General features: G+C 45.1%; 11 protein-coding genes and 1 other annotated feature. Of the genes, 10 read left to right on the forward strand and 1 reads right to left on the reverse strand.

Annotated features, from left to right (window positions below; genetic code table 11):
• The first annotated feature begins 3 nt into the window (after nucleotides 1-3).
• Nucleotides 4-1,596 carry a Na+/H+ antiporter NhaC family protein gene (locus tag OH461_RS02705; RefSeq protein ID WP_270019092.1) on the forward strand — a complete coding sequence of 531 codons (1,593 nt, stop codon included), beginning with the start codon at nucleotides 4-6 and terminating at the stop codon, nucleotides 1,594-1,596.
• A 128-nt stretch (nucleotides 1,597-1,724) separates the two neighbouring features.
• Here OH461_RS02705 and ppsA read toward each other — a convergent pair whose 3' ends face one another.
• Complete coding sequence (gene ppsA, locus OH461_RS02710) at nucleotides 1,725-4,094, reverse strand: phosphoenolpyruvate synthase (RefSeq protein ID WP_270019093.1); 2,370 nt, start codon at nucleotides 4,092-4,094, stop codon at nucleotides 1,725-1,727.
• Between the two features lie 349 nt (nucleotides 4,095-4,443).
• On the opposite strand from ppsA, the gene ppsR reads away from it, so the two are divergent.
• From ppsR to hisIE, 9 genes are all read left to right on the forward strand, one after another.
• Nucleotides 4,444-5,280, forward strand: a complete 837-nt coding sequence (gene ppsR, locus OH461_RS02715) for a posphoenolpyruvate synthetase regulatory kinase/phosphorylase PpsR (RefSeq protein WP_270019094.1) — start codon at nucleotides 4,444-4,446, stop codon at nucleotides 5,278-5,280.
• Between the two features lie 202 nt (nucleotides 5,281-5,482).
• Nucleotides 5,483-5,617, forward strand: a sequence feature (His leader region).
• Nucleotides 5,618-5,670: 53 nt separating this feature from the next.
• Nucleotides 5,671-6,567, forward strand: coding sequence for an ATP phosphoribosyltransferase (hisG, locus tag OH461_RS02720; protein ID WP_270019095.1), 897 nt, complete (start codon nucleotides 5,671-5,673; stop codon nucleotides 6,565-6,567).
• Nucleotides 6,568-6,571: 4 nt separating this feature from the next.
• Nucleotides 6,572-7,870, forward strand: a complete 1,299-nt coding sequence (gene hisD / locus OH461_RS02725; RefSeq protein WP_270019096.1) for a histidinol dehydrogenase — start codon at nucleotides 6,572-6,574, stop codon at nucleotides 7,868-7,870.
• Between the two features lie 10 nt (nucleotides 7,871-7,880).
• Nucleotides 7,881-8,921: a histidinol-phosphate transaminase gene (gene hisC, locus OH461_RS02730; protein ID WP_270019097.1), complete on the forward strand. Its 1,041-nt coding sequence runs from the start codon at nucleotides 7,881-7,883 to the stop codon at nucleotides 8,919-8,921.
• Nucleotides 8,922-8,953: 32 nt separating this feature from the next.
• On the forward strand, nucleotides 8,954-10,027 hold the full coding sequence (hisB, locus tag OH461_RS02735) for a bifunctional histidinol-phosphatase/imidazoleglycerol-phosphate dehydratase HisB (RefSeq protein ID WP_270019098.1): 1,074 nt from the start codon (nucleotides 8,954-8,956) through the stop codon (nucleotides 10,025-10,027).
• 15 nt (nucleotides 10,028-10,042) lie between these two features.
• A complete protein-coding gene (gene hisH / locus OH461_RS02740; RefSeq protein ID WP_270019099.1) occupies nucleotides 10,043-10,657 on the forward strand; it encodes an imidazole glycerol phosphate synthase subunit HisH in 615 nt (204 codons plus the stop codon).
• A gap of 12 nt (nucleotides 10,658-10,669) precedes the next feature.
• On the forward strand, nucleotides 10,670-11,407 hold the full coding sequence (gene hisA / locus OH461_RS02745; RefSeq protein ID WP_270019100.1) for a 1-(5-phosphoribosyl)-5-[(5-phosphoribosylamino)methylideneamino]imidazole-4-carboxamide isomerase: 738 nt from the start codon (nucleotides 10,670-10,672) through the stop codon (nucleotides 11,405-11,407).
• Nucleotides 11,389-12,177, forward strand: a complete 789-nt coding sequence (gene hisF, locus OH461_RS02750; RefSeq protein WP_270019101.1) for an imidazole glycerol phosphate synthase subunit HisF — start codon at nucleotides 11,389-11,391, stop codon at nucleotides 12,175-12,177. Before hisA ends, hisF begins: the two co-directional genes overlap by 19 nt.
• Complete coding sequence (gene hisIE / locus OH461_RS02755) at nucleotides 12,174-12,809, forward strand: bifunctional phosphoribosyl-AMP cyclohydrolase/phosphoribosyl-ATP diphosphatase HisIE (RefSeq protein ID WP_270019102.1); 636 nt, start codon at nucleotides 12,174-12,176, stop codon at nucleotides 12,807-12,809. Before hisF ends, hisIE begins: the two co-directional genes overlap by 4 nt.
• Nucleotides 12,810-13,277 lie beyond the last annotated feature (468 nt).

A 13,277-nucleotide genomic window follows, 5' to 3' on the forward strand; every position in this document is an offset into this window, starting at 1 on the left:
ATCATGAATTTAATTGATTTTGCATCATCTCCTTTATCTCTTTTGCCTCCTATTGTGGCATTGAGTCTTGCGATTATTACACGACGTGTTTTGATTTCTTTGGGCGCAGGTATTGTACTTGGCGCTATCTTGCTCGCTGATTACTCTGCTTTAAATGCAGGTAGCTACATTAAGACGACTGTTTTGAGCGTTTTCGTTGAAGACGGCGGTCTAAATATGTGGAACATGAGTATTGTTGGCTTCTTACTGCTACTTGGTATGATGACAGCGCTGCTGACATTATCTGGTGGTACGCGAGCTTTTGCTGAATGGGCTCAGTCTCGCGTAAAAAGTAAACGTGGCTCTAAACTTTTAGCGGCTTTCTTAGGCGTATTCATTTTTGTCGACGATTACTTCAACAGCCTTGCAGTGGGTGCTATCTCTCGCCCAGTGACAGACCGTTTCTATGTTTCTCGCGCTAAACTCGCGTACATTCTTGACTCCACGGCTGCGCCGATGTGTGTGATCATGCCAGCTTCAAGCTGGGGTGCGTACATCATGACAATTATTGGTGGTATTCTGGTTTCTCATGGCATTGAAGATTACTCAGCGTTAGGCGCTTACGTTCGTCTTATTCCAATGAACTTCTATGCAATCTTCGCGCTACTAATGGTGTTCGCGGTTGCTTGGTTTGGGTTAAACATCGGCAAGATGCGCGATCATGAGATTGCAGCATCACAAGGCCGTGGCTTTGATAAAGACCAAGAAAATGATACGGCGGAAGCCCATGATCTGAATGAAGAGCTAGATATTCGCGAAAGCGAGAAAGGCAAAGTGTCTGATCTCGTGCTGCCAATCGTGTTCTTGATTATCGCGACCGTGGCTTCAATGCTTTATACAGGCGGTCAAGCGCTAGCAGCGGATGGCAAAGCATTCGCACTCCTAGGCGCATTCGAAAATACCGACGTTGGTACTTCTCTAATTTACGGTGGCGTGGTTGGCCTAGTGGTTGCACTGTTTACTGTACTTAAGCAGGGTATCGAGTTGACTGAGATTATCCGCACGCTATGGATTGGTGCTAAGTCGATGTTCGGTGCGATTCTGATTCTAGTTTTCGCATGGACGATTGGTACTGTTATCGGCGACATGAAAACGGGTAGCTACCTTTCTACTCTGGCTCAAGGCAACATTGGTCCTCATTGGCTTCCTGTTATCTTGTTCCTACTGTCTGGTTTAATGGCGTTCTCCACGGGTACTTCATGGGGGACATTCGGCATCATGTTACCAATTGCTGGTGATATGGCAGGTGCGACTGACCTAGCGCTAATGCTGCCTATGTTAAGTGCAGTGCTGGCTGGTTCAGTATTTGGTGACCACTGTTCTCCAATCTCAGATACCACAATTCTTTCTTCGACAGGTGCTCGTTGTAACCACATCGATCACGTAGCAACTCAGCTGCCTTATGCGTTGTCGGTAGCGCTTGTATCGTGTATTGGCTTTATTGCTCTTGGTTTCACAGCATCGGTAGCGATTTCATTTGCAGCAGCAAGTGTTGCATTCGTTGCGGTATGTGTGGCGCTATCAGTGATTTCGAAATCGAAAATGGCGGCTTGTTAAGCGATAGGCACCGATTTTTAAAGTAATAATTGCTGATTCTAATATAAAAATCCCCGAGCTTAGGCTTGGGGATTTTTGTTTGATAAGCCCCAATTTCACCTTGGGGCTTTCGATTCGCTAGCAGAGCGCTAATTACTCACTTTGCCAAGTTTCAACCAAGTATCGATAACCGTATCTGGGTTCAATGATACCGAGCTAATACCTTGCTGCATTAACCATTCAGCTAGGTCATCATGATCCGAAGGACCTTGACCACAAATACCGACGTATTTACCGGCTTTGGTTGTGGCATCGATGGCCATCTTAAGCATCGCTTTTACTGCTGGATTACGTTCATCAAATAAGTGAGCGACATCGCCAGAGTCACGATCCAGACCAAGGGTAAGCTGGGTCATGTCATTTGAGCCAATGGAGAAACCATCAAAGTACTTTAAGAACTCGTCAGCGAGAACGGCGTTGGATGGCAGTTCACACATCATGATGACTTTGAGCCCTTGGTCACCACGACGTAGGTCAAACTTAGTCAGCAGATCGATAACTGATTCAGCTTCACCCGGTGTTCGAACAAATGGAATCATGATTTCAACGTTCTTGAGACCCATATCGTTACGCACACGCTTAATCGCTTGGGTTTCCAGTTCAAAACAGTCTTCAAATACCGGTGAGATATAACGCGAGGCTCCACGGAAACCCAACATAGGGTTTTCTTCATGAGGTTCGTAATCTTTACCCCCCACTAGGTTGCTGTACTCGTTCGATTTGAAGTCAGACATACGAACGATCACTCGTTTTGGCCAAAATGCCGATGCGATGGTCGCGATGCCTTCAGTCAGTTTGCTGACGTAGAAATCGATTGGGTCTTTGTAGCCGCGAATGCGCTCACTGATTTCAGCTTTTAACTCTTCGCTTTGCTGATCAAAGTTCAATAACGCTTTAGGATGAATGCCGATCATCTTGTTGATGATGAACTCAAGGCGCGCCAGACCAACCCCTTCGTTTGGAATTTGAGCGAAGTCGAATGCACGGTCTGGGTTACCGACGTTCATCATCACTTTAGTTGGCAGTAGCGGCAATTCATCAACAGAAGAACGTCTGACTTCAAAGTCGAGTTCGCCTTGGTAAACATAACCTGTTTCACCTTCTGCGCATGATACCGTTACCGTTTCAGCATCTGTCAGTTTGCTGGTAGCGTCACCACAGCCAACAATAGCCGGAATGCCCAGTTCACGAGCAATGATTGCAGCGTGACAAGTACGGCCGCCACGGTTTGTTACAATGGCAGAGGCTTTTTTCATCACTGGTTCCCAATCCGGGTCAGTCATGTCGGTCACCAATATATCTCCGTCTTGCACTAGAGACATTTGGTCTAGCGAATCCACTAAGCGTACAGGGCCTTTGCCGATGCGTTGGCCGATAGCACGGCCTTCAACTTTAATCTCGGCTTTGCTGCTGAGTTCGTAACGTTCAATGACGTTTTGTTCGCTTTGAGAACAAACGGTTTCAGGGCGTGCTTGCACGATATAAAGCTGACCGTCGATACCATCTTTCGCCCATTCAATGTCCATAGGACGTTGATAGTGTTTCTCGATGATGACCGCTTGTTTGGCTAACTCTTTAATCTCATCGTCATTGAGGGAGAAGGCATTACGTTCTTCTGCGGAAGTATCGATAACTTCCACTTGTTTACCAATTTCTTGACTGTTTGCGTAGATCATTTTGATCTGTTTAGAGCCGAACGTCTTCTTAACGATAGCGTGTTGACCCGCTTCAAGCATTGGTTTGTGAACGTAGAATTCGTCAGGGTTTACTGCGCCCTGAACCACCATTTCACCTAAGCCCCATGAAGAGGTGATGAATACAACTTGGTCAAAGCCTGATTCAGTATCTAGGGTAAACATCACGCCAGAAGAGGCCTTATCCGAGCGCACCATGCGCTGAACACCCGCTGACAGAGAAATGCCACGATGGTCAAAGCCTTGGTGGACACGGTATGAAATGGCACGGTCGTTGAACAGTGAAGCGTAGACGTGTTTGGTGGCTTCTAAAACTGCATCAATGCCTTTAACGTTTAGGAACGTCTCTTGTTGACCGGCAAATGATGCATCCGGTAGGTCTTCTGCGGTGGCAGAAGAGCGCACTGCAACAGAAATTTCGGGATGATTGTCGGTCAGCTGTTGGTAGTTATCGCGGATGTCTTGTTCAAGATCCGCAGGGAACGGGGCTTCTAATACCCATTGACGGATGGTGGCGCCTGTCTTGCGCAGGGCTTCTACATCGTTAACGTCCAGTTCATCAAGTAATTGGTGAATACGCTCATCCAAGCCTTCATGGTCAAGGAATTGGTTGAACGCATACGAAGTTGTCGCAAAACCGTTTGGTACAGATACACCAACGTTGGCTAGGTTAGAAACCATTTCGCCAAGTGAAGCATTTTTACCGCCGACTTTGTCAACGTCATCCATGGATAGTCCATCGAACCAGAGGGTGTTCTTTTGCATTTATTTCTCCAGAAACATAGCAGCTTTCTTGTAGGGGTAAGGGTCAACCTTGGACGGTGGCTGTTCATTTTACTGGTCAATGTCTTTGGAGACTTAACGTCTAGCCCATATAAGGGTATTGCAGCTAATACGATTAACTACAACGTCCCATAGGAGAAGAGACGAATTTTCCGGCGCAAGTAAACATCACCACTTTCCGTGGTTGATATGAAAGGCAAACGATTACGTTTCGACTTAAAAAAACTCCGAAGAATTTTAAAAGCTGTGGGGGACGTAACTGAAAACCAAACTCATTTATTAATATTATGTAAAGCATCCTACTCAAATGAATTTGAAAAAATAAACAAAAATGCAAAGAATTAGCCAAAGTCGTGATGTATTCTATGTTTCTGACGGAACGGCCATAACATGTGAGACGTTAGGGCATGTTGTTCTGGGTCAATTCCCCTTCGAAGCTAATGAGAAAACCTTTCCTTTTGTTGAAAGTGAAGACAAAGCTGCCGATGTCCTAAAAGAAATTGAAATTTCCTACCAACAAAATGGTGTTAAACCATTGGTGTTTATCTCTATTGTGGTTCCTGAAATTCGTAAAATGCTGCTTAATTCGTCAGCTTATTGTTATGACGTGCTAGAAAGTATCGTGCAAAAAGTGCAAAACGATATTCAGATGGCTCCCCAACCTAAAATGCAGCGTTCACGCAGCGTGGGCAAAGACTCAGCGACCTATTTTGATCGTATCGCGGCTATCGAATACACCCTTGCTCATGATGATGGCATCACGCTGAAAGGCTTAGATGAGGCGGATATCATTCTGCTTGGTGTTTCACGCAGTGGTAAAACCCCAACCAGTTTATATATGGCGATGCAATTTGGCTTACGCGTGGTGAACTATCCGTTTATTGCTGAAGACGTCAAAATGATGCGTTTATTACCTGAGTTCGAAATTCATCGTCACAAGCTGTTTGGTTTAACGATTAATCCTGAGCGCTTGAATGAGATCCGTGAAAATCGTCTTTCGGGAAGCGAATATGCTAGTACTGAGCAATGTAAGTTAGAGCTTGATACGGTCGAGGCGCTATTTAGGCGTGAAGCGATTCCTTACATCAATACCTCTTCTTTGTCTGTGGAAGAGATTACGACACGAATATTAGAAAGGGCAGGGATGAAGCGTCGCTTGTTTGGCTAAATGTGTTATTCACAACACGAGTATTCATTGCCTTTTTTGTATCTATTTCTTATTGAAAAGATGGCCTTTGTGGCTGGATTTAAGTGAAATGGAAAAAATCTTAAATTAATGGTTGAAAAAAGTTAACGGCTTGGTTAGTGTGGATATCAACCAAGCGAAACTAAAGAGCTTAAATAAGTATGCGTAAATTTGTAATGAACATTCATCATCACCATCACCCAGTCTAGTCTTTCGGGAGATGTACGCATACCCGGGAGGCAGGAAACTCCCGGAGGCAGAAATCAAAGATTTTAAGATTAACCCTCGGGAGACCAACATCTTCCGAGGGTTTTTTAATTTCTAATGTTTTAAAAGTTTATAAATATCAAATATTTGCACAGGGATAATGCAATGCAAACACAACGCCTAAGAATCGCAATTCAAAAGAAAGGTCGCCTAAGCAAAGAGTGTCAAGAACTGCTGAAAAAGTGCGGCGTCAAATTTAACATCATGGGTGAGCGTCTGGTTGTTCACTCACTAAATATGCCAATCGACTTGTTACTGGTTCGTGACGATGATATCCCTGGTTTGATCATGGATGGTGTCGTAGACCTTGGCTTTATTGGCGAGAATGAGCTCGAAGAAGTTCGTCTAGATCGCAAAGCTTTGGGTGAGCCAAACGAGTTTGTACAGCTGCGTCGTTTAGATTTTGGTGGTTGTCGTTTATCCATCGCTATCAATAAAGAGGAAAAGTACAACGGCCCTCAAGATTTGGCCGGCAAGCGAATCGCTACTACTTATCCTCAACTTCTCAAAGCCTACATGGATGAGCAAGGTGTGCCTTTCTCAACATGTATGTTAACTGGCTCAGTCGAAGTTGCGCCTCGCGCTGGTTTAGCCGATGCGATTGCTGACTTAGTTTCTACTGGCGCAACGCTTGAAGCGAATGGCCTAAAAGAAGCTGAAGTTATCTTCCGCTCTAAAGCAACGCTAATTCAACGTACCGGTGAGTTTGACGCCGATAAGCTTGCGCTAATCAATAAATTGCTGACTCGCATGCAGGGCGTACAACAAGCAAAAGAATCGAAATACATCATGCTGCACGCACCCGTTGAAAAGCTGGAGCAAATCAAAGACCTATTACCGGGCGCAGAAGACCCAACCGTGTTGCCTTTGTCAGCTGAAAAGCAACGAGTAGCGGTTCACTTGGTGAGTACAGAGAACCTGTTCTGGGAAACGATGGAGCAATTAAAAGCACTCGGTGCGAGCTCTATTCTAGTTCTTCCTATTGAAAAAATGATGGAGTAAAGCGATGAGAACCATTGTTTGGCAATCGTTAAGTGAAGAGCAGCAGGATTCGGTATTAGAGCGTCCAGCGATTACTGAAGGTGCAAACATTACCGCAGCAGTATCGGATGTGATTCAGCAAGTACGTGCTCGTGGCGACCAAGCATTGCTTGAATTAACGGAAAAGTTTGATCGTGTAAAACCGGAGTCGATTCGAGTTTCTAGCCAAGAGATTGATGAAGCTTCTGCCCGATTAACACCGGAGATGAAAGCCGCTCTGGAGCAAGCGTATAGCAATATCGCTAAATTCCATAAAGCGCAGAAGCCGCAACCGATCAAAGTGGAAACTCAACCGGGTGTTGTTTGTGAGCAAGTAACGCGCGCAATTCAGAAAGTGGGTTTGTATATTCCGGGTGGTAGCGCACCGCTACCATCAACGGTATTGATGCTTGGTGTCCCTGCACAAATTGCAGGTTGTCAAAAGGTTGTACTTTGTTCACCGCCACCCATTGCTGATGAGATCTTGTATGTCGCTAAGCTGTGCAAGATTGATGAAGTATACAACGTTGGTGGAGGCCAAGCTGTCGCTGCAATGGCTTACGGCACTGAAACGGTTTCTAAAGTAGACAAGATTTTTGGGCCGGGTAATGCGTACGTAACAGAGGCTAAGCGCCAAGTAAGTAATGATTTTCGCGGTGCGGCGATTGATATGCCAGCCGGCCCATCGGAAGTGTTGGTGATTGCTGATGAAACGGCAGATGCAGATTTCATTGCGGCAGATCTATTGAGCCAAGCCGAACATGGCCCTGATTCTCAAGTGGTATTGGTAACCCCTTCACCTGTATTAGCTGATCAAGTGTCTGATGCAGTACAAGCGCAGCTTAAAGCGCTATCTCGCGCAGACATCGCACAACAAGCTTTAGCGTCTAGCTTGATTATTATTGCAGATTCGCTCACTCAAGCGGTTTCTATCTCAAATTACTATGGCCCAGAGCACTTAATCGTGCAGACCAAGAATCCTCGTGAACTCTTGCCTCTATTAGATAATGCAGGATCAATTTTCTTAGGTGATTGGTCGCCAGAGTCTGCTGGTGATTATGCCTCAGGCACAAACCACGTATTGCCAACTTATGGTTATACCCGCACATACTCAAGTTTGGGTTTAGCGGATTTCTCTAAGCGCATGACGGTACAAGAATTAACGGCAGATGGTCTACTAACCCTTGCACCTACCGTTGTCACCATGGCTGAAGCGGAAGGCTTAGATGCGCACAAGCGTGCAGTGACCATTCGCGTTGAAAAGCTCAATCGCACTGAGAAGTAGGAGGGGTGTCATGGAAAAGCTCGCTCGTAAACAAGTTCAAAAATTAACACCTTATCTATCGGCTCGTCGTATTGGTGGCAGTGGTGATGTATGGCTTAACGCTAATGAATCGCCATTCAATAACGAATACAAAACAGATTTTGCGCGCCTTAATCGCTACAGCGAATGTCAGCCCAAAGAACTGATCGAAGCTTACGCCGCTTATGCAGGGGTAAAACCGGAGCAAACGTTGACCTCTCGCGGCGCAGATGAAGGTATCGAACTTTTAATTCGTGCCTTCTGTGAGCCGGGTGAAGACTCAATTTTATATTGCCCACCAACTTACGGTATGTATGCCATCAGCGCAGAAACCATTGGTGTCGAGCGTAAAACCGTATCGCTTACACCAGACTGGCAATTAGATTTGCCTACCATCGAGCAAAACCTTGATGGCGTCAAGTTGGTGTTCGTTTGTAGCCCAAATAACCCGACAGGCAATTTAGTTAAGCGTGAAGATATCGTCTCTTTGTTAGAAATGACAAAAGACAAAGCGATTGTCGTGATGGATGAGGCTTATATCGATTTCTGCCCAGAAGCTTCGACGGTAGATCTCCTAGAGCAATATCCAAACTTGGCGATTTTACGAACGCTTTCTAAAGCATTTGCCTTAGCAGGATTACGTTGTGGTTTTACATTAGCTAATCAAGAGCTTATCGATGTACTACTTAAAGTCATTGCGCCATATCCGGTGCCGGTGCCCGTCGCTGAATTCGCCACTCAAGCTTTATCGGAGGCAGGTTTAGCTCGTGCTAAGTATCAGGTTTTGGATCTGAATGCCAACCGAGCCTATTTGCAAGTCGGTCTCTCGATGATTGCTGGGCTAGAAGTGTTCGAAGGTTGGGGCAATTATCTGTTAGTTAAATTCCCTGATGGTGATGGCCTGTTTAAGGCTGCGTGGGACAGCGGCATCATTTTACGCAATTCACCGATTGAAAACTGTGTGCGCATTAGTGTTGGTAGCCGAGATGAGTGTGAGAAAACACTGGGCTTTATTCGCAACTACTACGGCTAACTATAGAGATAATTTGAAATAAGGATATTCCAGTGAGCAAACAGCAAAAAATTCTTTTTATTGACCGTGATGGCACCTTAATTGTTGAGCCTCCGGTGGATTTTCAAGTAGACCGTTTAGACAAACTCAAGCTAGAGCCGTTTGTTATTCCTAGCCTGCTATCACTACAAGATGCTGGCTACCGTTTAGTGATGGTGACCAACCAAGATGGTCTAGGTACAGATAGCTATCCTCAAGATGAGTTTGATGCACCGCACAACATGATGATGGAGATTTTCTCTTCACAAGGCGTGGTGTTTGATGATGTTTTGATTTGTCCACACTTTGAAGAACAGGGCTGTGCATGTCGTAAACCACGCTTGGGTATGGTGAAAGAGTACTTGCAAGAGGGCAAAGTTGATTTCCAAAACTCGGTGGTGATCGGTGACAGACAAACTGACCTTGAGCTTGCTGAAAACATGGCAATACGAGGCATTCAATACAACCCAGAAACCATGGGCTGGAAACAGATTCTTAAAGATCTCACCGTCAAGGCTCGTATCGCGGAAGTGGTGAGAACCACCAAAGAGACCGACATTAAAGTAATGGTCAACCTAGATGAGCAAGGCGGTAACGAAATCAGCACTGGTTTAGGTTTCTTCGATCACATGCTGGATCAAATCGCAACTCATGGTGGCTTCCAAATGAAATGTAAGGTCGAAGGTGACTTACACATTGATGACCACCACACGATTGAAGATACCGCACTGGCATTAGGACAGGCATTAAAAGATGCACTGGGTGATAAGCGTGGTATCGGGCGTTTTGGTTTCAGTTTGCCAATGGATGAGTGTTTGGCGCAATGTGCGTTGGATTTATCCGGCCGTCCATACCTAAAGTTTGATGCTAAGTTTAGCCGCGAGTTAGTTGGTGATTTTTCCACTGAAATGGTGGTGCACTTCTTCCGTTCGCTGACGGATACATTAGCTTGTACGCTTCACCTGTCTTCTGCTGGTGATAACGATCACCACATCATAGAGAGCTTGTTTAAGTCATTTGGTCGTACCCTGCGCCAAGCGATTAAAGTAGAAGGCAACGAACTACCAAGTAGTAAAGGCGTGCTGTAGGGCTGAGGAAGGATTATGAGTGAACAGAAAGTCGTCATTATCGATACAGGTTGCGCCAACATCTCTTCGGTTAAATTTGCTATTGAGCGTCTTGGCTATCAGGTAACGATTTCAAGAGACCCAAGTGTGGTACTTAGTGCTGACAAGTTGTTTTTGCCTGGGGTAGGGACAGCTAGTGAAGCAATGCAAAACCTACAGCAACGAAACCTGATTGAACTCGTTAAGCAGGTTGAAAAGCCGCTGCTTGGTATCTGTCTAGGCATGCAGTTATTGGGCAAGGTATCTCAAGAAAAAGGGCAGAAAGCGGATGAGTTAGTGGAATGCTTAGGCCTTTGCGAAGGCGAGGTCAAGTTAATGCAAACGGGTGATTTGCCGTTGCCGCACATGGGTTGGAACACAATTAAACCAAGCCCAGAGCACCCGCTGTTTAAAGATATTGCGCAAGATGAGTATTTCTATTTTGTCCATAGCTTTGCAATGTCTGTTGGTGACTACACCATTGCCGAATGTGAGTACGGCCAGCCATTTACGGCGGCGGTACAAAGTGGCAATTACTATGGGGTGCAATTTCACCCAGAGCGTTCGAGCAAAGCGGGCTCTAAATTGATTAAAAACTTCTTGGAATTATAAAGGGACTTAAACGTGATTATACCAGCACTGGATCTTATTGAAGGACAAGTGGTACGCCTTTATCAAGGAGACTACGGCCAAGTAACGGAATATAAAGTAAACCCAGCAGAGCAGTTTAATCTGTATCACCAAGCAGGTGCTAACTGGTTGCACTTAGTTGATTTAACGGGCGCAAAAGATACCACGGCAAGACAGCTTGATTTGATCGCTGAGTTACTTGCTAGCACTCCCGCAAACATTCAAATTGGCGGGGGGGTTCGAACTGAAAAAGATGTGGTTGATTTATTAGAAGCGGGCGCTCAGAGAGTGGTTGTTGGTTCAACGGCTGTTAAGCAACCTGAGTTAGTCAAAGGTTGGATGGAAAAATATGGCGCTGAGAAAATAGTACTAGCGCTTGATATTAACATCGACGAGCAAGGCGTTCGACGCGTGGCCATTTCAGGCTGGCAAGAAGATTCGGGCGTAACGATTGAAGCCTTGATTAATGATTACCTTACTGTCGGCCTTAAACATGTGCTGTGCACGGACATTTCTCGTGATGGTACGTTGGCAGGCTCTAATGTTGAGCTGTACGTTGACCTTTGTCAGCAATACCCACAAGTGCAGTTTCAATCCTCTGGCGGAATTGGCAGCCTAGCGGATATAGAAGCGCTAAAAGGGTCGGGCGTTGCAGGCGTGATTGTTGGCCGCGCATTACTCGATGGTAAATTCACCGCAGAGGAGGCATTTGCATGTTGGCAAAGCGAATAATTCCTTGTTTAGATGTCCGTGACGGGCAAGTGGTGAAAGGCGTTCAGTTCCGCAACCACGAAATCATTGGTGACATCGTTCCTTTGGCTCAACGTTACGCCGAAGAAGGCGCGGATGAGTTAGTGTTTTACGATATTACCGCATCAAGTGATGGCCGCGTGGTAGACAAAAGCTGGGTTAAACGCGTCGCTGAGGTTATCGATATTCCTTTTTGTGTGGCTGGTGGTATTAAGTCAGCGGACGATGCTGCTCGCATTCTAGAATTCGGTGCAGATAAAGTGTCGATTAACTCTCCGGCGCTTGCAAACCCACAGTTGATTACCGATTTAGCTGATAAGTTTGGTGTGCAATGTATTGTGGTTGGTATCGACTCGTACTACGACAAAGAGACAGGTAAATACCAAGTTTATCAATTCACTGGTGATGAAGAGCGTACTAAAGCAACGCAATGGCAAACCAAAGAATGGGTCGAAGAAGTGCAGCGTCGTGGTGCAGGTGAAATTGTACTGAACATGATGAACCAAGATGGCGTGCGTAACGGCTACGATATCGAACAGCTCAATATGGTTCGCGAAGTGTGTCATGTCCCGTTGATTGCTTCTGGAGGCGCAGGCACTATGGAGCACTTCTCTGAAGCGTTTCAAAAAGCCAATGTGGATGGCGCATTAGCGGCTTCTGTATTCCACAAGCAAGTGATTAATATCGGCGAGCTAAAGCAGTTCTTAATTCAACAAGGTGTGGCGACACGACCAGTAGAGGTAAAACGATGAGTTTTCAAGCAAGTGATATCGCTACCTTGAGTGAGCGAATTAATTGGGAAAAAGTCGGCGGTTTAATCCCGGCAATTGTACAAGACAATCAATCAAGCCAAGTATTGATGATGGGCTACATGAACCAAGATGCGCTCAGTAAAACTGCGCAAACAGGCCATGTGACATTCTTCTCTCGTACTAAAGAACGTCTGTGGACCAAAGGCGAGACATCAGGCAACGTATTGAACCTAGTTAATATAGCTTTGGATTGTGACAACGATACATTGTTGGTTAAAGTGAATCCGATTGGGCCAACTTGCCATACAGGGACGACAACCTGCTGGGATGCTGACAAGCAAGCAGAGTCTCAGATGGTGTGGCTTCATCAGTTGGAGCAACTATTGGCGGAGCGCAAAAATGCCGATCCTGATTCTTCCTATACAGCCAGTTTGTACGCCCGTGGCACCAAGCGTATTTCGCAAAAAGTGGGCGAAGAAGGCGTTGAAGTCGCGCTTGCAGCGACGTCGGGTGACAAGGCGGAGTTAGTCTGTGAGTCAGCAGATCTGATATACCACTTATTTGTTTTGCTGCAAGATCAGGGCTTGTCGTTCAATGATGTGATTAACAAGTTACAGGAACGCCATAAATAAACGTGAGTCAATGATTCTTTTTGAAGGCCGTGAGTGTTTACACTCGCGGCCTTTGTTTTTTGTGATTTTAATTCCGGTTCAAAGCAGACTGATGCGAGTTTTATGCATGAATAATGGAAATATCCGAGAAAAAGCAAACGCTTGCATTATTTGGGGCGGTTAATATCGACGCAGTTAATAAAAATAAATTAAATTATTTACTCTAATTATTGTTAATAATTTGTTTCTACCTACGTTGTTTTTCTGATTTTATTGAACGGTGTGGTATTGCTCTCAGGTTTTTTCCTAAAACGCTCTAAGTGAATATTTCAATCTTAATTTGCATTGCACAAAAACAATTAATCAACATATGTTGCTTGTGAATTAATCAAATTTAGTGGCTTTTATGGTTTTATCTTGTATTTACAAAACATAAATCTTATTGATAGCATTAATGATAATCATTCTTAATAAGTTGTTATTGATAAC

Origin of the sequence: Vibrio sp. LaRot3, from assembly GCF_027587025.1 — a bacterium.
In the GTDB taxonomy this organism is placed as follows: Bacteria; Pseudomonadota; Gammaproteobacteria; order Enterobacterales; family Vibrionaceae; genus Vibrio.

Coding starts and splice junctions, on each gene's coding strand:
- hisH (WP_270019099.1), top strand. CDS start 10,043: ATGAGTGAACAGAAAGTCGTCATTATCGATACAGGTTGCGCCAACATC.
- OH461_RS02705 (WP_270019092.1), top strand. CDS start 4: ATGAATTTAATTGATTTTGCATCATCTCCTTTATCTCTTTTGCCTCCT.
- hisG (WP_270019095.1), top strand. CDS start 5,671: ATGCAAACACAACGCCTAAGAATCGCAATTCAAAAGAAAGGTCGCCTA.
- ppsR (WP_270019094.1), top strand. CDS start 4,444: ATGCAAAGAATTAGCCAAAGTCGTGATGTATTCTATGTTTCTGACGGA.
- hisC (WP_270019097.1), top strand. CDS start 7,881: ATGGAAAAGCTCGCTCGTAAACAAGTTCAAAAATTAACACCTTATCTA.
- hisIE (WP_270019102.1), top strand. CDS start 12,174: ATGAGTTTTCAAGCAAGTGATATCGCTACCTTGAGTGAGCGAATTAAT.
- ppsA (WP_270019093.1), bottom strand. CDS start 4,094: ATGCAAAAGAACACCCTCTGGTTCGATGGACTATCCATGGATGACGTT.
- hisD (WP_270019096.1), top strand. CDS start 6,572: ATGAGAACCATTGTTTGGCAATCGTTAAGTGAAGAGCAGCAGGATTCG.
- hisF (WP_270019101.1), top strand. CDS start 11,389: ATGTTGGCAAAGCGAATAATTCCTTGTTTAGATGTCCGTGACGGGCAA.